General features: G+C 71.6%; 22 protein-coding genes. 8 read left to right on the top strand and 14 right to left on the bottom strand.

What is annotated here, in order from left to right; all coding sequences use genetic code 11:
* Positions 1–50: 50 nt before the first annotated feature.
* The 10 genes from ACQP2F_RS45920 to ACQP2F_RS45875 all read right to left on the bottom strand — a co-directional run bounded on the left by ACQP2F_RS45920 (position 51) and on the right by ACQP2F_RS45875 (position 11,717).
* Positions 51–728, bottom strand: coding sequence for a hypothetical protein (locus ACQP2F_RS45920; RefSeq protein WP_433299340.1), 678 nt, complete (start codon positions 726–728; stop codon positions 51–53).
* Between the two features lie 81 nt (positions 729–809).
* The gene (locus ACQP2F_RS45915; protein WP_433299338.1) at positions 810–2,432 is read right to left on the bottom strand and encodes a cation acetate symporter; all 1,623 of its coding nucleotides are present in this window, start codon (positions 2,430–2,432) and stop codon (positions 810–812) included.
* Complete coding sequence (locus tag ACQP2F_RS45910; RefSeq protein ID WP_433299336.1) at positions 2,429–2,809, bottom strand: hypothetical protein; 381 nt, start codon at positions 2,807–2,809, stop codon at positions 2,429–2,431. Before ACQP2F_RS45910 ends, ACQP2F_RS45915 begins: the two co-directional genes overlap by 4 nt.
* 30 nt (positions 2,810–2,839) lie before the next feature.
* Complete coding sequence (locus tag ACQP2F_RS45905) at positions 2,840–4,390, bottom strand: DUF4153 domain-containing protein (RefSeq protein WP_433299334.1); 1,551 nt, start codon at positions 4,388–4,390, stop codon at positions 2,840–2,842.
* Positions 4,391–4,472: 82 nt separating this feature from the next.
* A complete protein-coding gene (locus ACQP2F_RS45900) occupies positions 4,473–5,480 on the bottom strand; it encodes an ATP-binding protein (protein WP_433299332.1) in 1,008 nt (335 codons plus the stop codon).
* A complete protein-coding gene (locus ACQP2F_RS45895) occupies positions 5,477–6,166 on the bottom strand; it encodes a response regulator transcription factor (RefSeq protein ID WP_433299330.1) in 690 nt (229 codons plus the stop codon). The genes ACQP2F_RS45900 and ACQP2F_RS45895 overlap by 4 nt, the downstream gene beginning before the upstream one ends.
* Positions 6,167–7,162: 996 nt before the next feature.
* Positions 7,163–7,927, bottom strand: a complete 765-nt coding sequence (locus ACQP2F_RS45890) for a LytR/AlgR family response regulator transcription factor (RefSeq protein ID WP_433299328.1) — start codon at positions 7,925–7,927, stop codon at positions 7,163–7,165.
* Positions 7,924–9,117, bottom strand: coding sequence for a sensor histidine kinase (locus ACQP2F_RS45885; RefSeq protein ID WP_433299326.1), 1,194 nt, complete (start codon positions 9,115–9,117; stop codon positions 7,924–7,926). Before ACQP2F_RS45885 ends, ACQP2F_RS45890 begins: the two co-directional genes overlap by 4 nt.
* A 17-nt stretch (positions 9,118–9,134) precedes the next feature.
* Positions 9,135–10,724 carry a sugar transferase gene (locus ACQP2F_RS45880; protein ID WP_433299324.1) on the bottom strand — a complete coding sequence of 530 codons (1,590 nt, stop codon included), beginning with the start codon at positions 10,722–10,724 and terminating at the stop codon, positions 9,135–9,137.
* Between the two features lie 132 nt (positions 10,725–10,856).
* Positions 10,857–11,717, bottom strand: a complete 861-nt coding sequence (locus ACQP2F_RS45875; protein WP_433299322.1) for an Fpg/Nei family DNA glycosylase — start codon at positions 11,715–11,717, stop codon at positions 10,857–10,859.
* Between the two features lie 25 nt (positions 11,718–11,742).
* On the opposite strand from ACQP2F_RS45875, the gene ACQP2F_RS45870 reads away from it, so the two are divergent.
* Positions 11,743–12,918, top strand: coding sequence for a glycosyltransferase family 4 protein (locus ACQP2F_RS45870; RefSeq protein ID WP_433299320.1), 1,176 nt, complete (start codon positions 11,743–11,745; stop codon positions 12,916–12,918).
* 30 nt (positions 12,919–12,948) lie between these two features.
* On the top strand, positions 12,949–14,484 hold the full coding sequence (locus tag ACQP2F_RS45865; protein ID WP_433299318.1) for an arylsulfotransferase family protein: 1,536 nt from the start codon (positions 12,949–12,951) through the stop codon (positions 14,482–14,484).
* Positions 14,485–14,621: 137 nt separating this feature from the next.
* On the opposite strand, the gene ACQP2F_RS45860 is transcribed toward ACQP2F_RS45865, so the two are convergent.
* The 3 genes from ACQP2F_RS45860 to ACQP2F_RS45850 are packed head-to-tail and all read right to left on the bottom strand — an operon-like array spanning position 14,622 to position 17,183.
* The gene (locus ACQP2F_RS45860; protein ID WP_433299316.1) at positions 14,622–15,392 is read right to left on the bottom strand and encodes a CDP-alcohol phosphatidyltransferase family protein; all 771 of its coding nucleotides are present in this window, start codon (positions 15,390–15,392) and stop codon (positions 14,622–14,624) included.
* 10 nt (positions 15,393–15,402) lie between these two features.
* Positions 15,403–16,464 (bottom strand): iron-containing alcohol dehydrogenase family protein, encoded by a 1,062-nt coding sequence (locus ACQP2F_RS45855; RefSeq protein WP_433299314.1) that lies wholly within the window; start codon positions 16,462–16,464, stop codon positions 15,403–15,405.
* Positions 16,452–17,183 (bottom strand): sugar phosphate nucleotidyltransferase, encoded by a 732-nt coding sequence (locus ACQP2F_RS45850; protein ID WP_433299312.1) that lies wholly within the window; start codon positions 17,181–17,183, stop codon positions 16,452–16,454. The genes ACQP2F_RS45855 and ACQP2F_RS45850 overlap by 13 nt, the downstream gene beginning before the upstream one ends.
* A gap of 90 nt (positions 17,184–17,273) precedes the next feature.
* Here ACQP2F_RS45850 and ACQP2F_RS45845 point away from each other — a divergent pair, with 90 nt between their 5' ends.
* The 3 genes from ACQP2F_RS45845 (at position 17,274) to eccB (ending at position 21,060) form a co-directional block, all read left to right on the top strand.
* Positions 17,274–18,368, top strand: a complete 1,095-nt coding sequence (locus ACQP2F_RS45845; RefSeq protein WP_433299310.1) for a PLP-dependent aminotransferase family protein — start codon at positions 17,274–17,276, stop codon at positions 18,366–18,368.
* Positions 18,369–18,469: 101 nt separating this feature from the next.
* A complete protein-coding gene (locus ACQP2F_RS45840) occupies positions 18,470–19,621 on the top strand; it encodes a magnesium and cobalt transport protein CorA (protein WP_433299308.1) in 1,152 nt (383 codons plus the stop codon).
* Between the two features lie 44 nt (positions 19,622–19,665).
* Entirely contained in the window at positions 19,666–21,060 is a 1,395-nt protein-coding gene (eccB, locus tag ACQP2F_RS45835; protein ID WP_433299306.1) for a type VII secretion protein EccB, read from the top strand.
* A 55-nt stretch (positions 21,061–21,115) separates the two neighbouring features.
* Here the strand turns inward: eccB and ACQP2F_RS45830 are convergent, their stop codons facing one another.
* Entirely contained in the window at positions 21,116–21,715 is a 600-nt protein-coding gene (locus ACQP2F_RS45830; protein WP_433299304.1) for a hypothetical protein, read from the bottom strand.
* Positions 21,716–21,879: 164 nt separating this feature from the next.
* On the opposite strand from ACQP2F_RS45830, the gene ACQP2F_RS45825 reads away from it, so the two are divergent.
* From ACQP2F_RS45825 to ACQP2F_RS45815, 3 genes are all read left to right on the top strand, one after another.
* Positions 21,880–22,413, top strand: a complete 534-nt coding sequence (locus tag ACQP2F_RS45825; protein ID WP_433299302.1) for a peptidylprolyl isomerase — start codon at positions 21,880–21,882, stop codon at positions 22,411–22,413.
* A gap of 117 nt (positions 22,414–22,530) precedes the next feature.
* The gene (locus ACQP2F_RS45820; protein ID WP_433299300.1) at positions 22,531–23,442 is read left to right on the top strand and encodes a rhomboid family intramembrane serine protease; all 912 of its coding nucleotides are present in this window, start codon (positions 22,531–22,533) and stop codon (positions 23,440–23,442) included.
* 131 nt (positions 23,443–23,573) lie between these two features.
* Entirely contained in the window at positions 23,574–24,503 is a 930-nt protein-coding gene (locus tag ACQP2F_RS45815) for a carbonic anhydrase family protein (protein ID WP_433299298.1), read from the top strand.
* Positions 24,504–24,525: the final 22 nt, after the last annotated feature.

Below are 24,525 nucleotides of genomic sequence, written 5' to 3'. Positions count from 1 at the left end.
CAAGTTAGCGGGCCCGGACCACCTCGAACAGGTGTGGCCCGGGCCTCCCCTCAGCCCACCCGTTCGATGACGGCGCGCCGGATCAGGAACTTGCCCGGCTCCCGGACCTGCTCGAAGGCCGCGTTGTTGAGCAGCACGCAACTGCCCGACGTGGTCTCGACCTTGACCGTGATGCTCTTGTTGTTGTCCAGGTTCGTGACCTTGAGGGTCGTGCCCAGCGGGAAGGTGCCGCTCGACGCGAACGGCGCGCCGCCCTCGCCGGAAAGCGTGACCGTCGAGCCCTTGCAGACGACCTCGCCCGCCCCCGTTCCCGCGTTGTTCGCCGGTGCCGTGGTGGCCGGCGGCTTGGCCGGCGTGGTCGTCTTCGGGGGATTCGCCGGCTTGGCCGGCTTGGCCGGCTTCGCCGGTGCGGCCGGCGCGGCCGCTCCGGGGACCTCGCCCGCCACGTCGGCGGTGCAGCCCGCGACCTGGCGACGCTGGTTGATCAGGTCGACCACGGCCTGCCGGTTCTGGATGCGCGCGTCGGAGAGCGCGTCCGGGTTGGCCCGCTGCCCGGCGATGAACTGAAGGTTCTGCCGCAGCGCCTGGTCGAGGCCGACGCAGTTCTCGCCGGCGCTGCTCACCCCGGTGCTGATCGCGAACGCCCCGCCGGCGATCGCCAGCGCGACTCCGCCGATCGCCAGCTTCCTCGTACGCCCGGACATCGCGTTACGCCGGTACCGCCTCATGGCCCGCTCCTTTGCTCGGTGGCTGCCCATCGATACGGGGGGCAGCACCGACGGAGATCGGGGGTCGCACCTTAAACATCCTTAAATGCGCAACGACTCCGGCGCGTGCAGCCGCAGCATCGTCGCGCCGACGTCGTGCGGCACCCGGCGGCCGGTCAGCAGCGAGCCGACGATCATCACGAGGAACGCGAGCGGCACGGTCCAGGCGGCCGGCTGCCCGATGAGCTGGGCCGGCCACCCGCTCAGCGGTGGGCCGAGCACGGTGATCAGCACGGCCGCCATCGCCGCGCCGCCGCCGATCAGGATGCCGGCGGCCGCGCCTACGTCGGTGAGGCGCCGCCACCAGATGCCGAGCACGAGCAGCGGGCAGAAGCTCGACGCGGCGACCGCGAAGGCGAGCCCGACCACCCGGGACACGTCCATGCCCGAGACGTAGAGCGAGAGCGTGACCGGCACGATCGCGGCCAGCAGCGTGGCCACCCGGAAGTCGCGGACCGAGCCGGTGCGCCCGGCGTGCAGCACGTCGGTGAAGACCACGCCGGCCACGCTGGTGAGCAGGCCGGACGAGGTGGAGAGGAAGGCGGCGAGCGCGCCCGCGGTGACCAGCGCGCCGAGCAGCCGGCCGAGGTGGCCGCCGCCGAGCGCGGCCTCGGGCAGGGTGAGGACGACGGCGTCGGTGCGACCGGTCATCAGCAGTTGCGGGGTGTAGACCCGGCCGAGCACGCCGTAGAGGGTGGGCAGCAGATAGAACAGGCCGACCAGGGCGAGCACGACCAGGGTCGTACGCCGGGCCGAGGCGCCGTCGGGATTGGTGTAGAAGCGCACGAGCACGTGGGGTAGGCCCATCGTGCCCAGGAACGTGGCCAAAATCAGCGAATAGGTGGCGAAGAGGCTTCGATCGCCGCCGGGCAGCAGCCAGTCCGTCCCGAAGTGCGCGTCGACGGTGCTGACCGTGGGCACTGGGTCGCCCTGGTCGTAGTGCAGCTCCTGTCCCTTTTGGACCGGTTCGCCGTCGACGACCGCGTCCTGCTCGATCACCACGGCGGTGGCGGCCGGGAAGACGGCGCCGGCGGGCGGGGTGACCGACGGTCGCCCGTCCGACTGCCACTGCAGGACCAGGAAGATCACCGGTACGGCGAGGGCCGTGAGCTTGAGCCAGTACTGGAAGGCCTGGACGAACGTGATCGCGCGCATCCCGCCGAGGGCCACGTTGGCGGTCACCACCACGCCGACCAGGAGCGCTCCCCACACGTACGAGCCGCCGGTGACCGTGGTGAAGGTCAGTCCCGCCCCCTGCAGCTGCGGCACCAGGTAGAGGCAGCCGATGAAGACGACGAAGACGCTGGCCAGCCGCCGCAGCGTGGTCGAGCGTAGGCGTACCTGGCAGAAGTCGGGCAGGGTGAACGCCCCGGACCGGCGCAGGGGCGCGGCCACGAACAGCAACAGCGCGAGATATCCGGCCGCAAAGCCGACCGGATACCAGAGCACGTCGACCCCGTACCGCAGGATCAGCCCCGCCACCCCGAGGAACGAGGCCGCCGAGAGATATTCGCCGCTGATCGCCGCCGCGTTCCAGGAGGGGCTCACCGAGCGCGAGGCGACCAGGAAGTCGGAGGTGGTGCGGGCGAACCGGAGGCCGTAGGCGCCGATGCCGACGGTCACCAGCACGACCAGGACCAGACCCGGCACGACGTACGGATTCACTGCTCCGGCTTCCGGATCAGCGCGATGAAGTCCTGCTCGTTGCGTTCGGCCCAGCGCACGTAGGCCCAGCCCACGCCGACCAGGAACGGGAAGGCGGCGACGCCGAGCAGCAGCCAGGGCAGGTTGACGCCGAGGAGCTTGACCGTGCCGACCGCGGGCGCGCCCACGAACAGCAGCGGCAGCGCGCCGAGCCCGGTCACCACCACCAGCGCCAGCCGCAGGGCGAGCGCGAGCTGAGCCCGGACCAGGCCTTTCACCAGCGCCTCGCCCACCGGCGTCTGTTCCGCGAGGTCGGCGTGGCTGCGGTCGGTGGGGCGGCGCTGGGCGGCGATCTCGCCCAGCACCACCCGCGTACGCCGCGGCGACTGCTCCTCCATGCCCGGAGTCTTACGGTCGGGGCGTAGATGTCAAGGGCAGAACCACCCCGGACCCGATAGATCGCGGGCGATGATCGTGCGGGCCCGCTCCCGGCCGAGGTTCCAGCTCCGCCAGTCGTCCGGGTGCTCGGAGAGCCAGAGGTCGATGTGGCCGAGCACGCACTCGCGGCGGGCGGGGTCGAGGCCGGCCAGCCCCGGCACCGCGTCCGGCGAGAGCGAGCCGAGGTAGGCGAGGTCGAGGTTGTGGTCCTGCCGGACGTTGTGCTCGGCGATCAGCCGGTCGGGATTGGCGGCCGCCAGGCCGAGCAGCGCGAGCACCCCCGCGGCGATCGCGACGCGCGGCAGCCAGGCGGCCCGCATCCGGATGCCGGCGACCAGCACCAGCAGCAGCACCAGGCCGAACCAGGCCTCGCAGCAGGCGACCAGCAGCCGCAGCCGGGTCAGGCCGTAGGTGTCGGCGTACAGGGTGATCCGGTGCAGCGCCGAGGCCACGATGACCAGCGTCAGGACGGCCAGGGCGCCGAGGACGACACGGATCGTGCGGCGGTCGGCGGGCGTCGTCCGGGGCGCCCAGCGGGCCGCGCCGGCCAGCACCACCAGGGTGAGCGCGGTGACGAAACAGAGCTGCCAGAAGCCGCTGCGGGCGTACTCGGCGTAGGTCAGGCCGTCGGTCTCGAGCACGTGCCGGTTGCCGCCGAACAGAACGGCCAGTTGCACCGCCACGAAGCCGGCGAACAGCAGCACGAGCAGGCCCAGCGGGAGCGCCCATTCGAAGCGGCTGACCTTGCGGCCCTCGGTGGTGTCCAATCCGGACAAATCGGGTGGGCCGGCTCGCAGGAACGCGGCGCCGCCGAGGGCGAGGACGGCCACCACGAAGACGAAGATCCAGCGGGCGGTGGCCCCGGCGCTGACGCTCGGGCTCAACCGGGACAGCGCGTCGGCGAACGCGGCGTCGGCCGAGGCGAAGAGGGCGCCGAAGACGGTGAGCAGCGCGATCGAGACCGCCACGGTGGCCGCGACCCGTACGTTGGCGGCGGCTTCGGCCGGCCTGCGCAGCCGGGACGCGCCGCGAGCGAGCCAGGGCAGCGCCCGGAACGCGGCGATCGGCGGCATCGTGACGCCGGCCGCGATGCTGCGCAGGGAGTGGCCGCCGGTCAGGGCGAGGGTGCCGGTGAGGGCGGCGGTGGCGAGGCAGAGCAGGAACAGCCAGCCGGCCGAGCGGAAGGTGCCGACCGCGAGCAGCGCCACGGTCGCGGCCGACCAGGCGTAACGGTCCGGGCTCCGGTTCCTCTTCGGGGCGGTGACCAGCGGTTCGGGGGCGCCCGGCGGCCGGCGGGCCGGCACCGCGCCGGCCAAGATCAGCGCGATCGTGCCGGCCACGGCCGTGACCAGCCAGCCGACGCCGGCCCGATCGAGCGGGAGGCTGATGGCGGCGACCGCGGCTCCCGCCCCGATGGCGAGGATCGTGGCGGTGGTGGCCGGGCGGCTGGCTCCCGACCAGTGCCGTCCCCAGGGCGAGTCGGACGGCCAGGGTCCGTGGATCGCCGGCGGATAGCCTGGCGGCTTGGTTGTCACCGTCATAACGATTTACCTCCATATTTCGGGCAGCGTTGAGCAGCCCGGGCTTTGCTCGGGCTCGTTCCGGTGCGTTTTGCGGTGCGTTCTAAGCGGTCGGCAGGGTGACGTGGATGTGGCAGCCGCGGTGAGTGCGGTCGGGGTCGACGACGGCGATCGTGCCGTGGTGCAGCTGCACCACCCAGCGGGCGATGGCCAGGCCAAGCCCGGTCCCGCCGCCGGCCCGCTCCCCTCGGGTGAACCGCTCGAAGACCCGGTTGCGCTCCGCCTCCGGGATGCCGGCGCCCTCGTCGGCGACGGCGAGCAGCAGGTGGTCGTCGCGGCGCTCGGCGCGCACCAGCACGGTGCCCCCGGGCGGGCTGTGCCGGGCCGCGTTGTCGAGCAGGTTGGCGAAGACCTGGTGCAGGCGCTCCCGGTCGCCGGGCACCATCATCACGGCCGGCGGGGTGGACACCTCGAAGCGCACGTCGCGGCCGGCGCCGGCCGCGTTCACCTGCGCCTCGCGGACCACCTCGTCGAGGAAGGCGGGCACGTCGATCGGGGTGCGGGTCAGCGGGATCACGCCGGCCTCGACCCGGGAGAGGTCGAGCAGCTCGGTGACCAGGCGACCGAGGCGCTCGGTCTGGGTCAGCGCGGTCTGCAGCATCTCGGGGTCGGGCTCGGCGACGCCGTCGACCAGGTTCTCCAGCAGGCCCTGCAGCGCGGTGATCGGCGTACGCAGCTCATGGGAGACATTCGCGATGAGCTCGCGCCGCTGCTGGTCCGCCGCCGCGAGGTCGGCGGCCATCTGGTTGAACGCCTCGGCGAGCTGGCCCACCTCATCCTGCGAGGTGGCGCGCACCCGGCGGGTGTAGTCGCCCTGCGCCATCGCCTTGGCCGCCGCCGTCATCTCCCGCAGCGGCGAGGTCATGCCGTGCGCGAGAAACTGCAGCGTGGTCAGCGCGACGACGATCGCGGTGACCGAGGTCCAGACCGGGAACCAGCCCAGCCACAGCGTGAACCAGGCCATGCCGGCCGCGCCCGCCCCGATCAGGATCATCCCGATCTTGATTTTGATCGACCGCACCGGATCGAGCGGCCTCGGTAACCTGATCATCGCTCGACCTCCAGGGCATAACCGACCCCGTGCACCGTACGGATGAGGTCCGGCCCGAGCTTGCGCCGCAGACCCTTGATGTGGCTGTCCACGGTGCGGGTGCCCGACGCGTCGGCCCAGCCCCACACGTCGGCCAGCAGCCGCTCCCGCGGCAGGACCGTCCGCGGGTGCGCCGCCAGATGCACGAGCAGGTCGAACTCGGTCGGCGTGAGGTGCGCCTCGACCCCGGCCCGCAGCACTCTGCGCTCCGCTTGATTGATCTCCAGGTCTCCGAACCGCAGCGTCGCGGGCCCCTTCGGCGCCGGTGCGCTCTTGGCCGCCCGCCGCAGCAGCGCGTGCACCCGGGCCGCCAGCTCGCGCATCGAGAACGGCTTGACCATGTAGTCGTCCGCGCCCACCGCCAGCCCCACCAGCAGGTCGGTCTCGTCGTCGCGGGCGGTGAGCATCAGGATCGGCACCGGTCGCTCCGCCTGAATCCGTCGGCACACCTCGAGCCCGTCGAACCCCGGCAGCATGACGTCGAGCACGATCAGGTCGGGCGGGGTGCGCCGGGCCGCCGCCACCGCGCCCGGCCCGTCGCCGGCGATCTCCACCGCGAAGCCCTCGGCCCGCAGCCGAGCCGCCACCGCATCGGCGATGGTCCGCTCGTCCTCGACGACGAGCACCCGCCGTTCGGCCGTCTCCATGCTCGCCTCCGTCTGCCTTTTGCTCTGCTTACCTATACGCGCGGATGCTCGGTCATCGCATTGAACCGGGCGGTGGCAAGGCGCGGCCGGTGCGCCCCCGTGACTCACCGGCCAGCCTTCCGGCGAGGAGCCTAAAGATCACCCGTGCAGAGCCGGCGGTGAGTTTGTGAACAAGCTGTGTAGATGCCGACCCTGTGGATAACTCTGTGGAGAACTCGGCGAGCTTGTGGACAACGGTGTGGAGAACGTCGTACCGGGGCCGTATTCTCGCCCCACCCAGTGCCGGGGTGGGGTTCGGTAGGGCGCCCGCCTCGCCGGGGGTTTGTGCTTCGCGTCCCGCCCCGCGCCCGCGTCCCGCGCCCGGCCCCCCGCGCCTGCGTCCCGCCCCGCGCCCGCGCCCGGCCCCCGCGCCCGCGTCCCGCCCCGCGCCCGCGCCCCGCCCCCGCACCCGCGTCCCGCCCCCCGCGTCCCGCCCCCCGCGCCCGCCCCGCGCCCCGCGCCGGCCCCGCGCCTTGCTAGCCCCGCGCGTGCGTGCCGCCGGGCGCTGCGACCCTCGGCGGCCGGGATGAGTGGCCGGGCGGTGTGACGAAGGCTCGCCCGGTCTGGTGGCCGGCGGTGTGCCGACGGACGGCCGGGTTGAGTGACCCGCGGTGTGCCGACGGCTGGCCCGGCTTGGTGGCCTGGGCGGCGGCGTGACGATGTGTGGCTGGGCTGAGTAGCCGGCTTGAAAGCGGATGCGGCGGCCGTCAGCCGCGAGCGCGGCGCGGCGAGCGGGCCAGTGCGGCGCGGAGCTCGGGCCGTGCGGCGCGGCGGTGCGGTAAGTCGGGCGCGGCGGTGGGGTGGGTGCGGCGCGGCGGTGGGGTGAGTGCGGCGCGGCGGTGGGCTGAGTGCGGCGCGGCGGTGGGGTGAGTGCGGCGCGGCAGTGCGGTGAGTGCCGCGCGGGTCGCCTGGTTGCCGCGCGGGCCGGCCGCGTCGGGCATCAAGGGCGACGACCCCTCAGCGGGTCCAATCGTGCTTTGCGGCCCTGATCAGCTTGTCCTTCAGCTCCCGCGTGTGCCGGCGGCTGACCGGCAACTCCACCCCGTCCACCGCCACCACGTAACCCGAGCCGGTCAGGCGCAGCTCGGCGATCAACCTGATCTGCACCAGGTAGGAGCGATGAATGCGGACGAAACCGGCATCGGCCCAGCGGTCGGCCAACGTTGCCAAGGAGACGCGGACCAGGTGGGACGCGTCGGCGGTGTGCAGGCGGGCGTAGTCGCCCTGGGCCTCCACCCAGCGGACCGACGAGCGGGGCAGCATGCGGGTCGTGCCGGCCAGCTCGACCGGGATGGTGAGCTCGTCGGCCGGGGGCGGCGCCGAGCCGGCGGGCATGGACGGGGTGAAAGACGCGGCCACCCGGGAGCCGGCCACCCGGCGCAGGGACTCGCCCAGGCGCTCGGCCCGGACGGGCTTGCGGACGTAGTCGGTGACGCCCAGGTCGAAGGCGTCGACGGCGCCGTCGTCGTACGCGGTCACGAAGACGATCGCCGGCGGGCGGGCGAAACGCCGCAGGATGCGGGCCAGCTCCATGCCGTCCAGGCCGGGCATGCGAATGTCCAGGAAGACGGCGTCGACCTCGGTGTCGCGCAGCACGCGCAGGGCCTCGGTGGCGTCGCCGGCCCGGTGCACGTGCGCCACCCGGCCGTCCGCGTTCAGCAGGTAGGCCAGCTCGTCGAGGGCCGGCGGCTCGTCGTCCACCGCCAGCACGACCAGGGTCACGCTCGTACCCCGGGATGGAATTTCGGCACCCGCATGCTCACCTTCGTCCCCGCGCCGGGCGCGGTGTCCACCACCAGCCCGAAGTGGTCGCCGAAGACCGACCGCAGGCGCTCGTCCACGTTGGTGAGGCCGACGTGCTGGCCGTCGTCGGTCTCGGGGCGGCCGGGGGCGAACACCGCCGGGTCCATCCCCACGCCGTCGTCCTCGACCGTGATGTGGCACTCGGCCCCGGCGTCACGAGCTTCGATGCTCACCATACCCACGCCCGGCTTGCGCGACAGGCCGTGCCGGACGGCGTTCTCGACCAGGGGCTGCAGGCAGAGAAAGGGCAGGCCGACGGGCAGGACCTCGGGGGCGATCTGCAGGCGTACCTGGAGACGGTCGCCGAAGCGGGCCCGCTCGATGGTCAGGTAGCGGTCGATCGAGCGCAGCTCCTCGGCCAGCGTGGTGAACTCGCCGTGCGCCCGGAACGAGTAGCGGGTGAACTCGGCGAACTCGAGGATCAGCTCGCGGGCGCGCTCGGGGTCGGTGCGCACGAACGAGGCGATCGCGGTGAGCGCGTTGTAGATGAAGTGCGGGCTGATCTGGGCGCGCAGGGCTCGCACCTCGGCCCGGGCCAGGCGCTCGCGGGACGTGTCGAGCTCGGCCAGCGCGATCTGCGAGCCGGCCCAGCGCGCCGCCTCGGCGGTGGCCTGCACGAGGCCGGGCGCGGGCTGGTCGTCGGCCACCGCCACCAGCGCGGCCGTAGCCCGGCCGTCGGGGCCGGACAGCGGCGAGACCACGGCGCCGCGCACCACGCAGTCGACCCGGTCGCAGGGCAGGTCGGCGGGGGTGAGCACGACCGAGCGATGGGTGGCGAGCGCCCGCTTGGCCGCGGCCGTGAACTGCTCGCCGTGGTGGCTGCCGCGCCCGTCGAACGCCAGCGAACGCGTCCCGTCGTCGATGGTCAGCCCGACCGCGCCGACCAGCGAACGCAGGTGCCGGACGGCCTTGCCGGCGGTGGCGGTGGTGAGCCCGGCCCGCAGCGGCTCGGCGGCGAGCGCGGCGGTGTGCAGCACGTCGTAGGTGGCCCGCTGCATGGCGGTCGCGATGCCGCGGCGGGCGCGCAGCCGCACGACGGCCACGACGGCCGCGGCCAGGGCGGCGAGCACGGCGATCACCGCCAGCGCGCTGCCCACCTGTCCGGCCATGCGCAGATAGTAGGGCGCTAGTAGGCGCCCTTGCGCTTGAGCACGACCCAGATCGTGCGCCACAGGATCCCGAGGTCGTACGTCAAGGACCAGTTGTCGACGTAGTAGAGGTCCAGGCGTACGGCCTCGTCCCAGGAGAGATCGGACCGGCCGGAGACCTGCCACAAACCGGTCATGCCCGGCCGCACCAGCAGGCGGCGGCGGACGTCGCCCAGGTAGTCGCCGTCCTCGGCGGGCAGCGGGCGGGGGCCGACCAGCGACATCTCGCCCTTCAGCACGTTGATCAGCTGGGGCAGCTCGTCCATCGAGGTGGCGCGCAGCTTGCTGCCGAAGGAGAAGATCCGGGGATCCTCCTTCATCTTGAACATCATGCCGTCGGACTCGTTGAGCTCCTCGAGCGTGGCCTTGCGCTCCTCGGCGTCCACGTACATCGTGCGGAACTTCCAGACCCGGAACGTGCGGCCCTCGTGACCGACGCGCGGCTGGCGGAAGAAGACCGGGCCCGGGTCGGACAGGCGGATGCCGATCGCGATGAACAGCAGGAACGGGCTGAGGATGAGCAGGCCGAGGCCGGCGGCCACCCGGTCGAGCAGGTTCTTCACCAGCCAGCCGGGGCCGGAGAGCGTCGGTTCCTCGACGTGCAGCAGCGGCAGGCCCTCGATCGGGCGGATGTGCACGCGCGGGCCGGCGATGTCGGTGAGCTGGGGCGCGACCACCAGGTCGACGCCGGTGCCCTCGAGCTGCCAGGCCAGCCGGCGCAGCTCGCCCGGCTCGGCGCTGGCCGAGCCGCAGACCGCGATCGTGTCGGCGCCCACCTCGCGCACCAGCGAGAGCACGTCGCGGGAGGCGTACACCGGAACCGGCGTCTCGATGCCGCGGGCGGCCGCGAAGCCGTCGGTGAGATGGATGGCGACCGGTATCAGGCCGGCGGCCGGGCTGCGGGTGACCGCCGTGTAGACCTCGAGGGCCTCGGGCAGCGTGCCGACCAGGATCATCCGGTGCGCGCCGTGGCCGGTGCGGCGCCGGGCGAAGTGCAGGACCTGGCGGGCGAGTACTCGGCCGAGCAGCAGGAGGACCAGGGCGCTCAGCGAGACCAGGGCGACCGTGCCGCGGGAGAGCTGGGTCTTGGTGGCGAACGCCAGCAGCGACACACAGGCGACCACGGTGACCGAGCAGCGCACGATCCGCTTGAACTCTTCGCTGCCCAGGCCCAGGTAGCGGCGGTCGTAGGTGCCGTTGGCCCAGAGCAGGATCAGCCATCCGAGCGGCAGAACCACGTACGCGAAGAAGTAGAAAAGCTGAGCGTCGTGCAGGAAAAGCCAGTCCCGGTTACGGAAGCCGGTCTTGGCCTTCTCCAGCGAAGAGGTGGTCAGATAGGACGCCAGCAGCACCGAGAGAAGGTCGAGCAGGACCAGGGCCAGCGTGTACGGCCGATGCCAGCGCGACAGACGCTTGTGCGTCCGGTTCCAGGCCGACCGGGGTACGCCGTTGCTCGGCGGCTGCTCCTGCTGCCACTCGAAGCTGTCGTACGGCACGGGCTTTCTCCGGCTGCTGTCGGTAACCGGGCGATGCAGGCTTGTCGTCACGTCGCCTACGTCCTCCCGCATCCGGAAAAGATTACGCACCGCCACGAGTGCCTGGGACCGGGCCACTATACCGATGGACGGCGCGGAAGGGAGGGTACGTCACGCACCATGTACCGGACCGAGTTGTACGTGTACCGACCGTGATATTTGGGACTATCGAATCAGCTTCGACAGGCGGCGGTCGGCCAGTGGCTTGCCGCCGGTCTGGCACGTGGCGCAGTACTGCAGGCTCTTGTCGGCGAACGACACCTCACGCACGGTGTCCCCGCACACCGGGCAGGGCAGGCCGGTGCGCGCGTGCACCCGCATGCCGGCCCGTTTCTCGCCCTTGAGCTCGGCCGCCTTCTGCCCCACCGAGCGGGCGACCGCGTCCGTCTCCACCTCGCGCATCGCCTGGTAGAGGGTGCCGAGCTGCTCGTCGGTCAGCTTTCCGGTGAGGGCGAACGGCGACATCTTGGCGACATGCAAGATCTCGTCCGAGTACGCGTTGCCGATGCCGGCCAGCACCTCCTGATCGGTCAGCACGCCCTTGATCTGCCCGTTGCGGGAGCGGATGCGCTCGGCGAACTCGGTCTCACTCACCGCGAGCGCGTCGGGGCCGAGACGCGACACGCCCGGGACCTCGTTCGGATCCCGTACGAGATAGGCGGCCAGCGACTTCTGCGTGCCGGCCTCGGTGAGGTCGAAGCCGGAGCCGTCGTCGAGCCGCAGGCGCAGCGCGATCGGGCCGCTGCCGGGCTTGAGCGGGGCCGGCGACTTGAACGAGTCGCGATAGTGCAGCCACCCGGCCCGGGCCAGGTGCACGACCAGGTGGAGATCGTCACCGAGGCCGATATCCAGGAACTTGCCGTGCCGGCCGGCCGAGGTGACCGTCAGCCCGGCCACGGCGGAGGCCGGCGGATCGTACGTCTTCAGGGCGCTGAACGAGGAGACCTCGAGGCGCTGCACGGCATGGCCGACCGCGCGCTCGCGCAGGTAGGCCGCGAGCGCCTCGACCTCGGGGAGTTCGGGCACGCGTTCAAAGGTAGCGTTCCCTGCCGTGAAGGTGGTCGTCGCGCACAACCGATACCGGGAAGCGATCCCGTCCGGCGAGAACGTCATCGTCGACACCGAGATCGCGCAGCTCCGCGCGGCCGGCGTCGAGGTGCTGCCGTTCCTGCGCAGCTCGGACTCGATCGGTGAGCTGCCGGCCGTGCAGAAGGCGTTGCTGCCGCTCTCGCCGATCTACGGGCGGGCGGCCCAGCAGGACCTGGCCCGGCTGCTGGCCGACGAGCGACCGGACGTGCTGCACCTGCACAACCCGTACCCGCTGCTGTCGCCCTGGGTGATCCGCACCGCGCACGCGCACGGCGTCCCGGTGATCCAGACCGTGCACAACTACCGCCAGGTCTGCTCCTCGGGGCTCTACTTCCGGGACGGGCACAACTGCCAGGACTGCCGGGGCAAGCTGGTCGGCTGGCCGGCGGTCAAGCATCGCTGCTACCGGGGCTCGGCGGCGCAGAGCGCGCTGATGGCGACCACGCTCGCGGTGCACCGGCCGACGTGGCGCTCGGTCGAGCGGTTCATCGCGCTGACCGACCGGATCGCGGCGCACCTGCGTGACTACGGCATCCCGGACGAGCGGATCGTGCTCAAGGCCAACGGCCTGCCGGACCCGGGCGATCCGGCGCCGCTGGGCGAGGGTTTCCTGTACGGCGCCCGGCTGTCCCCGGAGAAAGGACTGGGCCTGCTGCTGGACGCCTGGCGACGGCACCCCGACGGCTCGCTCGGGCCGCTGCGGATCGCCGGCGACGGCGAGCTTCGTCCCCTGGCCGAGCGGGCCGCCGCCGAGCGGTCGGACGTGACCTACCTGGGCGGGATCAGCCGCGACGAGATGGCCGCGGCCCGCGTGGCGTCGGCCGTGGTCATCGCCTCGCCGACCTGGAACGACGTGCTGCCGACCGTGATCCTGGAGGCGATGGCGGCCGGCCGGCCGGTGCTCGGCACCGACGTGGGCGGCATCCCGTACCTGGTGGGGGACGAGGCCGGGTGGGTGGTGCCGCCCGACGCGGCGTCGCTGGCCGCCGCGTTGCCGGTGGCCCGGGACGAGGCCGCGACCCGGGCCAAGGGCGCCCGGACCCGCTATCTGCGCGATTTCCACCCCGATGTCCTGACCGGCCGGCTGCTGGCGGTTTACCGCGAGATCTCAGGGAACTCTGACCCGACCTCCAGGTAGAAAGCGGAGCCGTCGGGGAAGGGTAGGCCCGTGACCGAATCTTCGCGTGTCTCTCGGCGGACGTTGCTGCTCGGCGCCGGCGGCGCGGCCCTGGTCGGCGTGGCCGGTGTGGGCGTGGGCTACGCCCTCGGCCACGATGACGACGACAAGACCGACAAATCCGCGGGCGCGACCGAGGCCGCCGAAGCCGGGCCGCCGAAGTTCCGCTCCCGTCCCGACCTGCGCACGCTTCCGGACGTCACGATCACGACCGCCGCGAACGGGACCGTCGGCGGCTTCATCTGCCTGACCCCGGCCTCCGGCGCCGGCCTCTGGGGCCCGCTCCTGGTCGACGAGAAGGGCTCGCCGGTCTGGTTCAGGAAGGTGCCCGACCCGGCCACGGTGGCGATCGACTTCAAGGTCCAGCAGTACCGCGACCAGCCCGTGCTGACCTGGTGGGAGGGCACCATCGGGGGCACCGGCGGGCAGGGCGTGGGCCAGGGCGAGTTCGTCATCGCCGACCGGTCGTACCGCGAGATCACCCGGGTGCGCGCGGCCGGCTCCGAGCAGGCCGACCAGCACGACTTCGTGATCACCCCACGGGACACGGCGCTCTTCTGGGTCTACGACCCGGTGCCGTGGGACCTGTCGGCTCTGGGCGGCCCGAAGGACGGCGTCCTGCACGACGGCGTGATCCAGGAGATCGACATCGCGACCGGCAAGAAGCTGTTCGAGTGGCGGGCGCGCGAGCACGTCACGCTCGACGAGTCGTACGCGCCGCTGCCCCAGGGCGAGTCGGCCCACCTGCCGTACGACTACTTCCACGCGAACTCGGTGGGCCTGGCGGCCGATGGGCACATCATCATCTCGTCCCGGCACACCTGGACCACGTACAAGATCGACAAGAGCAGTGGCCAGGTGATCTGGCGCCTGGGCGGGAAGAAGTCCGACTTCACCATCGACGAGAAGGCCAAGTTCGCCTGGCAGCACGACTTCCGCCAGCGGCGGGACGGCACCTACAGCGTCTTCGACAACGGCGCCGGCGTCACCAAGGTCCACGACTACTCGCGCGGCCTGGTGATGAAGCTGGACGAGGCGGCCCGGCGGGCGACGTTCGTGGCCGAGTTCGTGCACCCCGACAAGCTCTCGGCGCCGACGCAGGGCAGCTTCCGCGAGCTGGCCGACGGCGGCGCGTTCATCGGGTGGGGCCAGTTGCCGTACTTCACCGAGCACAACGCGGACGGCACCGTCCGGCTCGCCGGGCACCTGCCGCTGGACAACCAGTCGTACCGCGCCTACAAGGCCGACTGGACCGGGCAGCCGCTCGACCAGCCGGCGCTCGGCCTGCACGTCGACGGCGGCAACGTGATCGTCAGCGCGAGCTGGAACGGCACGACCGAGGTGAGCAAGTGGCGGGCACGGTCGGGGGCCCAGCCCGGCGCCCTGCAGGGCGCGATCGAGGGCGATCGGTCCGGCTTCGAGACCACGCTCACGGTCCAGGGCACTCCCGAGTACGTGGTGGCCGAGGCCCTGGACGCGACCGGCAAGGTGCTCGGCGCGTCGTCGGCGATCCCGGTCCGGGTCTAGCGTCGGCCGCTCGAGGTCGCCGCCCAGCCCCCACCCCGGAACTGGGTGGGGCGACTCTACGGCCGCGATACGACACTCTTGCGGAGTTATCCACAAGCCGGCGGGTGCGGCACCTCAAGCCGGAAGCGGCCCGGCGTTCACCCCCGCAGGGCGGCGCGGGCTGAGAAGACCACGCTGGCGGCCAAGAAGGCCGCGTTCACCAAGGTGAACAGGCCGACGAACCAGATTGTCCACTGTGGTGCGACGATCAGGACCAGGCCGGCCAGGGCGACCACGGCGCCGTAGTCGCGGACCAGCTTGACCAGGCGGACCGGCAGCGAGCGGCTGGTCACCATGCTGGCCGCCTGCTCGCCGCCCTGCATGACCGACGTGACCAGGTTGACCATCCAGGTGCCGGCGAACGCGGCCAGCAGCCAGGCCGGTGTGTCGCTGACCTGCGCCTCGGCCGTCGCCGACAGGGCCGCGACCAGGGAGATCTGCACGGCCACGTCGCAGAGCACATCGAGGCGGCCGCCGGCGGTGCTGGCCCGGTGGGTCACGCGCGCCAGCTGGCCGTCGGAGCAGTCGAACGCGTACGCCAGCTGCCAGCCGATCAGCGCGACCAGGCCGATCGGCCAAGCCCAGATCTGGCCGTCGGCGACCGGGCCGGCCGTCGCGATCACCACGAACGACACCAGGCAGCCGAGGCCGAGGTTGAAGACGGTCAGCACGGACGGGGCCAGGCCACGCTTGTACGCGCCGACCGCGATCCGGGCGCCGATGCGCTGGCTGATCGCCTCGCTGAACAGGCCGCCCCCGCGGTTCACGGCGTAGTAGTCGGCGGCCGTGGGCGCGGGCGGGGGGCCGGCGGGCGGGGATCCGGCGGGCGGGGATCCGGCGGGTGTGGGGCCGGCGGGTGTCGGGGGCATCTGCCCGGAATCAGCGGTCCTCGATGGCTTCGGCATACTCGGCCAGCTTTCGACTGATCTCGTCATGGCTCATGGCGAGGTGTTCCAGGATCGTGTAGCGGTCGGGACGGGTACGCGGCGCGAAGAGCACCGCCTCGACGAACTGCTCGCCGGTGAGGCCGACGTCGTCCGGCAGCCGCGGCAGCTGGTGCCGGGCCAGGCAGGCGGACATCTGGGCGAGCCGGCGGTCGTCGCCGCGCAGGAACGTGCAGAACAGCGCGCCGAGGCCGGCCAGCTCGCCGTGCGAACCGGTGCCGGGGAAGAGCGAGTCGATGGCGTGCATGATCTCGTGACAGCCGCCGCTGGCGGGCCGGCTGCTGCCACACACCGCCATGGCCAGGCCACTGGAGATCAGCGACTCGGCGAGCACGGTGACGAACGCGTCGTCGCTCATGTCGCCGGGCATCGTCAGCATCGCCTCGGCGCCCATCCGGGCCAGCGAGGCGGCCAGGCCGTCGACCGGCTCGCCGCGCACCTCGCGGGCCAGCTCCCAGTCGGCCAGCGCGCTGATGTTGCTGATCACGTCGCCGATGCCGCCGCGGTTGACCCGGTCCGGCCCGTTGTCGACGAAGTCCAGGTCGACGATCACGCCGAACGGGATGTGCACGCCGTACGAGCCCTTGATGCCGTCGTTGACCAGGCTCGCGACCGGCGAGGCGATGCCGTCGTTGGCGAGGCTGGTGGCCACCGAGATCATCGGCATCGCCCAGCGGTTGGCGGCGTACTTCGCGGTGTCGATCGTCTGCCCGCCGCCGATCCCGACCACCGCGTCGTAGTTGCGGGCGCGCAGCTTGCCGGCCAGCTCGAGCGCGGCATCGAGGGTGCCCCCGCCGGTCGTGTAGATGTCGGCCGAGCCCAGCGTCGGGCGGATCAGGTCGACCACCTGCTCGCCCAGCCCCGGCCCGACCACGACCGCCACGTCACCGGCCGCGGAGATCCGGCCGTCGGCCAGGATGCGGCCGAGGTCGGCGACGGCGCCCCGGCGCACGTCGATGTGCAGCGGCGTCTGGATGCTGCGGGCTAGTAACGGCATGCGATCTCCCGGGCCTTGGCCAGGTCGTCGTGGTTGTCCACCTCGACCCAGCTGACCTCGCCGATCGTCGCCGCGCGCACCTGGCCGCCGCGGTTCGCGTACTCCTGGAAGCCGTCCTCGTAGTACAGGTTCGGGTCGCGCTCCCAGGTCGCCCGCAACGCGTCGGCCAGATCGGCGGCGGCGGACGCCTCGATGACGTTGGCCCCGATGTACTCCCCGAACGCGTCGGCCGGCTCCATCAGCTTCGTAATCTTGGTCAGCTGTCCATCTGCGTCGAAGACAGTCTTCATCTCCTCGTCAGCCAGCTTCTTCAGATTGTCGATGGCGAGCAGGATGCTCGGACCACGACTCGCGAGGAGGGTCTGCTCGACGCTCACGGGATGCACGGTGTCGCCATTGACCATCAACGCGCCCTGCGCGAAGTGGTCACGGGCCAGCCACAGCGAGTACGCGTTGTTCCACTCCTCGGCCTTGTCGTTGTGCACGAGGCTGATTTTGACGCCGTACTTGTCCTGGAAGGCGGGCACCCGCTCCTCGACGGCGCCGGCGCGGTAGCCGACCACGATCGTGACGTCCGTGAGTCCGGCCGCGGCCAGGTTGCGCAGTGAGATATCCATGATCGTGGTATCGCCGTCCACCGGGACGAGCGCCTTGGGCAGGGTGTCCGTGTACGGACGCAGCCTGCGGCCGGCGCCGGCGGCGAGTACGAGTCCGATCATGCGATAGCTCCTGTCGACGGTCACGCGAGGATAGCGGTACGACCGGACCGCCCGGAAAATTCTATAGAGGCTGCTCGTAAGCTGTTGGGCATGACCGCTGAGCAGCTGATCTCGTTCGCCCGTGGCGCTCCGTCGCTGGACATCATCGACGTCGAGGGCCTGAAGGCCGCCGCCGCGCGTGCCTTCGACGCCGACCCGGCCGGCGTGACCGCTTATGGCACGTCTGTCGGCTATGTCCCGTTGCGCGAGTGGATCGCGAAGAAGCACGGTGTCTCCGCCGACCAGGTCATCGTGACGAACGGGTCGCTGCAGGCCGACGCGTTCCTGTTCAACCACCTGGTGCAGCCCGGCGACGACGTGGTCGTCGAGAAGCCGACCTACGACCGCACCCTCCTGAGCCTGCAGAACCTCGGGGCCAAGGTGCACCAGGTCACGCTGCGCGAGGACGGCATCGACGTCGACGAGCTGCGCGGCCTGCTCGAGAGCGGCGTCCGGCCGAAGCTCGCGCACATCATCCCGAACTACCAGAACCCGGCCGGCATCACGCTGTCGGAGGAGAAGCGGCGCGCCCTGCTGGCGCTGGCCGTCGAGTTCGGATTCACCATCTTCGAGGACGACCCGTACGTGGACATCCGGTTCCGCGGCGACGCCCTGCCCTCGATGCTGTCGCTGGACAGTGACAACGCGGTCGTCCACGCCTCCAGCTTCACCAAGACGGTCTGCCCCGGCGTCCGCGTCGGCTACCTGGTCGGCCCGGCCGCGCTGATCGACGCGATCGCGAAGAAGGCCACCAACCTGTACATCTCGCCCGGCATGGTGTCCGAGGCGATCGTGCACCAGTTCTGCATCTCCGGCGACATCGAGCGGTCCGTGCGGACGGTCAGCGCCGCGCTCGCCGAGCGGGCCTCGGTCCTGGCCGACTCGCTGCGCAAGCACATCCCGGGCGCCACCTTCACCGAGCCCGACGGCGGCTACTTCCTCTGGGTGGACCTGCCGGCCGAGGTGGACGTGGACAAGCTCTTCCCGGCCGCCATGAAGAAGGGCGTGGCTATCGTCAAGGGGACGGACTTCCTGCTCGAAGGCGGGAAGAGCTCGGTGCGCCTGGCGTTCTCCGCGGTCACCGTCGACCAGATCGACGAGGGTGTCCGCCGGCTCGCCGCGGCCATCGACGAGGTACGCGCCTAGGTTTTCGCCCGCGCCGGGCGGGCATCTGAGCCCGTCCGGCGCCCGCCTCGCGGTGAGCTAGCCTGCTCCGGGCCCGTCGTGCGGTTTGTGGGGAGGTCATCATGAGCGAGCGTGAGTCCGGCACGCCCGGCACGCCGGGCACGTCCGGCACGTGGAGCCGCAACAAGCCCTTGTCGCGGGCCTTCACCGCGCCGGTGCGAGCGATGAACCGTTTCCTCGGCGCCAACGGCGAGCATCCCGACGGTTCCGGTGGGCGGCCCGCCGCCAGCTCGATCGTCGACTGCGGGGTGTACGTGGCGGGCAAGCGCCTGGCCGGGGAGTTCAGCCCGGACGAGGCCTTGCGGGTGGCCTGCTCGCACGAGGACGGCTTCGTCTGGCTGGGCCTGCACGAGCCGTCCCAGGAGGAGATGGCGGCGATCGGGCACACGTACGGGCTGCATGAGCTCGCCGTCGAGGACGCGGTCAAGGCCGAGCAGCGCCCCAAGCTGGAGAACTTCGGCGCGGTGCACTTCCTGGTCATGCGCACCGCGCGCTACGTGCCGCACCACGAGATCACCGAGACGTCCCAGGTGGTCGAGACCGGGCAAATGATGATCTTCGTGGGCGAGCAGTTCGTCATCACCGTCCGCCACGGCGACGCCTCCGAGCTCGGCTCGGTGCGGGCCGACCTGGAGACCGAGCGGGCCGCGCTGCTGGAGCAGGGGCCGTGGGCGGTGGCCTACGCGGTGACCGACCGGGTGGTCGACCATTACGTGCTGGTCGCCGACCAGGTCGAGGCCGACCTCGACATCATCGAGGAGGGCGTCTTCTCCCGCGGCGCCGCCAGCCCGATTCAGGCCATCTACCAGATGAAGCGGGAACTGGTGGAGTTCCGCCGGGCGGTGGTGCCGCTCCAGCGCCCGCTCGCCATGATCGTGGCGATCGTGCCCAAGCGGATCGGCAAGTACTTCCGCGACGTTCAGGACCATCTCACGCGTACGGTCGAGCAGGTCTCGTCCTTCGATGATCTTCTCAACTCGATCCTCCAGGCCCGGCTGGCCCAGGTGACCGTCGACCAGAACAACGACATGCGGAAGATCGCCGCGTGGGCGGGCATCGCGACCGTGTGGGCGGCCGGCGCCGGCATCTACGGGATGAACTTCCCCAACATGCCCGAGTTCAAATGGATGTACAGCTATCCGGCCTGGTGGGCGCTGATCGTGCTGGTCTCCGTTTTGCTCTACCGCGCGTTCCGCCGCAACGGCTGGTTGTGAGGGGCTGCCCCCTGAGCATCGACAGCGACCCCTAAAGTGACAGGGTGCCGTCGCGTCAGGACCAGCTCCACTCGTACCAGTACTCGCTTCAGCGGGTGGTGGCCGCGCTGGTTTCGCACGATCCCGACCCGGCCCGCTCGCCGCTCCGCCGCGCCGGCACCACCGCCCTGGTCAGCCTGCTGATCGCCAGCCTCGCGGTGGGCGCAGCGGCGATCTACGGCCTCCTCACCGGACACAGCAATGTGGAGCCCAAAGATCCGAAGGTGGTGTTCCAGGAGAAGGGCACCGGCGCGCGCTACGTCTACCTGGAATCGGACGCGAAGCTCCATCCGGTGCTGAACTACACGTCCGGCCTGCTGCTGGCCAACGCCGAGGCGCCCGAGCTGAAGGGCATCTCGGCCGAGAAGCTGGCCACCGTGCCGCAGGGCGCGCCGCTCGGCATCCCGGACGCGCCCGACTCGCTGCCGGCGAAGGCCGCGCTGATCACCGGCCGCTGGTCGGTCTGCACCGACAATCAGGGCGAAGAGGACACCCCGCGCAGCACGCTGCTGGTCGGCGACAAGCTCACCGACGGGGCGGTCGCCGCGCGTACGGGCGAGGCGCTTTTGATCCGTGAGCCCGAAGGCCGCACCGCGGTGGTCTACAACAACCGGCGGTTCAGCATCCCCGGCGATCGGCTGACCGCGACGTTGCGCGTGCTCGGCTGGGCCGGCAAGGACCCGTGGCCGGTCTCCACCGCCTGGGCCAACGCGGTGCCACTCGCCCGCAACCTGGTCGCGCCGAAGATCCCCGAGGTCGGCAGCCCGTCGCAGGTCTCCGGTTTCCGGGTCGGCGACCTGGTCACCGACTCGGGCAAGGGCTTCGCCGTGATCATGCCGGACGGCGCCGCCGACCTCACCGAGGTGCAGGCCAAGCTGATGCAGGCGGTGCCCGGCGTCGAGGCGCCCCGGGCGATCGGCAACGAGTTCATCCAGCTGCCGGCTTCGAAGACCCGGATCAGCGACGCCGGCGCCCCCGACGGCCTGCCGGTCACCGTGCCGAAGCTGCACGACACCGCGCCCGGCCGGGTGTGCATGACGCTGCCGATCGACGACAAGGCGGGCGACGGCATCCGCATCGACCCGACCGTGCCAACCGGCGTCGAGGTCGAGTCCAGCGCCTCGGACAACGGCGTAGCGCTCGCCGACCTCGTGCACATCCCGCGCGGCAAGGGCGTCCTCGCGGTGCAGGCGTCCTCGCCGACGGCGCCCGCCGACAGCGGCACGGTGAGCGTGGTCACCGATACCGGGCGCAACTTCCCGCTGGCCAGCCGGGCGATCATCAGCAAGCTCGGGTACGGCGGCGTGAAGCCGGTCCAGATCCCGTCCGAGCTGGTGGCGATGCTGCCCCGCGGCCCGGCTCTCGATCCGGCCCGGGCGCGCCAGACCGACGTTCAGTAGGTGCACGCCCGGGCGGGCGCCGCGAAGGCGCCCGCCCGGGACCTGCTGTGTCGCTCTACCGAGGGGTTTGCGGCGCCGTGTCCGGCACCGTGCCGTTCGGCGTGGTGTGGATCGACGGCTCCACCGGCTCGAAGGCGGCGTCGGCGGCGCCGCCGACCTGAGTCTCCGGCGTCACCGGGTCGTACTCGTCCCACTGGTCGGCCTTGCGGCGCTTGGCGACATATGCGGCGCCCACGCCCACGGCCGTGCCGATCAGCGCGAAGCCGAGCAGCCGCGACTTGCGCGACTTGCCGCGGTCCTTGCTCAACGCCGAGCCCGCCCGCTTCTGCAGCTTCTTCGCGTTCTTCTTGTTCTGCTTCGCGTTCTTCTTGGCTTCCTTCTTGGTCACCTTGCCGGTCTGCCGCACGTTCTCCGTGGCGGCCGCGACCAGCGGGGTGATCGTTGCGAGAGCGCTGTCCCAGCCGGTCGACGCGGCACCCTTGGCCTTGACGGCGGCCGGTTGCACCTTGTCGACCGCGGTCTGCAGCTTGGGCCCCACGGTCGCGCTGGTCTCCTGCGCCGCGAGCGAAGCCGCGCGCTTGAAGTGGTCAACGCTCAGTCCGAGCTCGTTCTTCATTCGCCGGTTACGGCTCTTGCGGCGCATCGTTGCGAACACCAGTGCCCACCTCCTGTGGTTCTCTCCCACGTCATGGTGCCCTCTATGGGTACCCCGGCGCTGCCGGATCAGACACATGGGGGAGGATCCGAATTGCAAGAGAACTGTCCCATCGCCCCTTAGAGGTACGCCAGGGGACGACCGCGACACAGACAGGAGTACCCGTGGCCGAGAAGCTTTACGCCACCCTGCACACCAACCATGGCCCGATCCGGCTGCAGCTGTTCCCGGACCACGCCCCGGCGACCGTGCGCAACTTCGTGGAGCTCGCGGAGGGCAGCAAGGACTACGTCGACCCGCGCACCGGTCAGCAGGGCAAGGGCACGCCGTACTACGACGGCACGATCTCGCACCGGGTGATCGCCGGCTTCATGATCCAGCTCGGTGACCCGACCGGCACCGGTCGCGGCGGGCCCGGCTACAAGTTCGCCGACGAGTTCCACCCGGCGCTGCAGTTCGACCGGCCCTACCTGCTCGCGATGGCGAACGCCGGGCCCGGCACCAACGGCTCGCAGTTCTTCATCACGGTGGCGCCGACCCCGCACCTCAACCGGCGGCACACCATCTTCGGCCAGGTGGCCGACGAGGCGTCGGCGAAGGTCGTCGACTCGATCGCCAACACCAAGACCGGCCCCGGCGACCGCCCGGTCGAGGACGTCGTCGTCGAGCGCGTGGAAATCGAGCGCGTCAACGACTGACGTAACGCGCGTCAACGACTGAAGCTTGTTCGCGACCTACCCGGTGAAGATCTCACCGTAAGTGATGCACGCGGTCTCCACCGTCGCGAACAAGCTTCACCGACGTACCGTTGATGCATGAGTGAGGCTCCCTCGACGGTTCCGGTCTGCTACCGCCATCCGTCGCGGGAGACTTACGTCCGGTGCACGCGTTGCGGCCGGTCGATCTGCCCCGACTGCATGACCGAGGCGGCCGTCGGCCACCAGTGCCCGGAATGCGTGTCGGAGGGAAAGCGCAGCCAGCGGCCGGCGCGGACCGCCTTCGGGGGGAGCCGCGTCGGCCAGGCCGCGTACGCGACCCGCGCCCTGATCGGCGTCAACGTCGCCGTCATAGTCCTCTCCGCCCTCGTCGGCGGCACGCAGGCGATCGCCGGCTCCGGCGGCTGGTTCGGCCTGCTCGGCTCGGGAACGCCGCTCACACAGTGGGGCGAGGTGCTGGGCTACGCGTCCTACGTGCCCGGCGGCGAGGTGCACGGCATCGCGGCCGGCGAGTGGTGGCGCCTGTTCACGGCGATGTTCCTGCACTACGGCGTACTGCACCTGCTGCTCAACATGGTGCTGCTCTGGCAGTTGGGCCGGTACCTCGAGGCCCACCTCGGCCCGATCCGCTTCACCGCCCTCTACCTGCTGGCCGGCCTCGGCGGCAACGTGGCGGCCTACGTCTTCACCGCCCAGAACCAGCCGGCCGCGGGCGCGTCGACGGCCGTCTTCGGCCTGGTCGCGGCCGCGATCATCGTGAACCGCCGGCTCAAGCTCGACATCACCACGCTGGTGCCGCTGCTGGTAGTAAACCTGATCTTCACCTTCTCGATCCGCAACATCTCGGTGGCCGGACACCTCGGCGGCCTGGTGGTGGGCGCGGTGGTTGCGGTGATCCTCGCGTACGCGCCGGCGCCGCGCCGAACGCTGTACCAGGCGGTCGGCTGCGCGGCCGTCTTCATCCTGCTGCTCGCGGCGGCGGTCGTCCGCACCCAGGCGATCCTCGCCTAGCTCGCCGGCGGTCATCGCCACACACTGCCCGAAGGGCATGGCAGCGGCAACGCATCGCCCGTCGCGGATGAGGACGCGTCGATGGCGCCGGAGCAGACTTTGCCGGTTGCCAGCCTCACCCGGGAGCAGCCATGGACAAACAGCTGCCGCTGCGCACTCGTCTGGCCGTAATCGTCGCGTCCGGGGCCAGCCTGGCCATGGTCGCCGTGGCGGGGCCCGGTCCGACGGCGGCCGCCTCGGCCCTCGCCTCGGCATCGGTCCGGGTAACCGCCACGGTCGAAGCTCCCGTGTGGAGCCACAACCCCGCGCTGCCCGATGGGCCGACGCACTGGGCCGGGCTGACGCCCGACTGGGCCGCCTGCGGTGGCGACGGGGACCAGTCGCCGATCGTGATCAACGACGGGCGTCGTGTGGCGCTGCCGCCGCTCCAGGTCGACTACCCGCGAGTGCCGCTGATCGTCGAGAACACCGGTCACGTGGTCGAGGTGCCGCAGCCGGCCGACGCCGTCGGCACGCTGCGGTTCGGCACCGCGGTGTACCGGCTGACGCAGTGGCACGTCCACGCGCCCAGCGAGCACGTCGTCAACGGCCATCGGGCCGACCTGGAGATCCACCTGGTGCATCAGGACGCGCAGGGGTCGACCGCCGTGCTGGCGATCTTCGCCGACATCGCCCGGCCGGGTCCAGGCGCCGACGGGCGCGGCGGTACCGCCGGTCTGCTCCGTCGCACGCTGCGCGCCGCGCCCGAGACGGCCGGGGAGGAGACCGACACCGGAACCAAGGCCAGCCCGGTCACGCTGCTGCCCTCGGACGCCCGGCGCTCCGGCCGCCCCGGCGCCGTGGTGGGCAGCTACCTCACGTACGGCGGCTCGCTGACCACACCGCCGTGTACCACCGGGGTGCGCTGGTTCGTCCTGCCGACCCTGGTGCGAGTCGACGCGGGCACCGTCGACCGCCTGCACGAGCTCGTGGCCGGGTTCCCCGGCTATGGCGGATACCCCGACAACAACCGTCCGGTCCAGCCGATCGGCACCCGTACCGTGCAGCGCCGCGCGGGCTGACCTGCGAGCTTTGGAGGATGGC

This window comes from Actinoplanes sp. CA-030573 (assembly GCF_050951115.1).
GTDB lineage: Bacteria > Actinomycetota > Actinomycetes > Mycobacteriales > Micromonosporaceae > Actinoplanes.
This window is presented reverse-complemented; position numbering and strand designations above follow the sequence as displayed.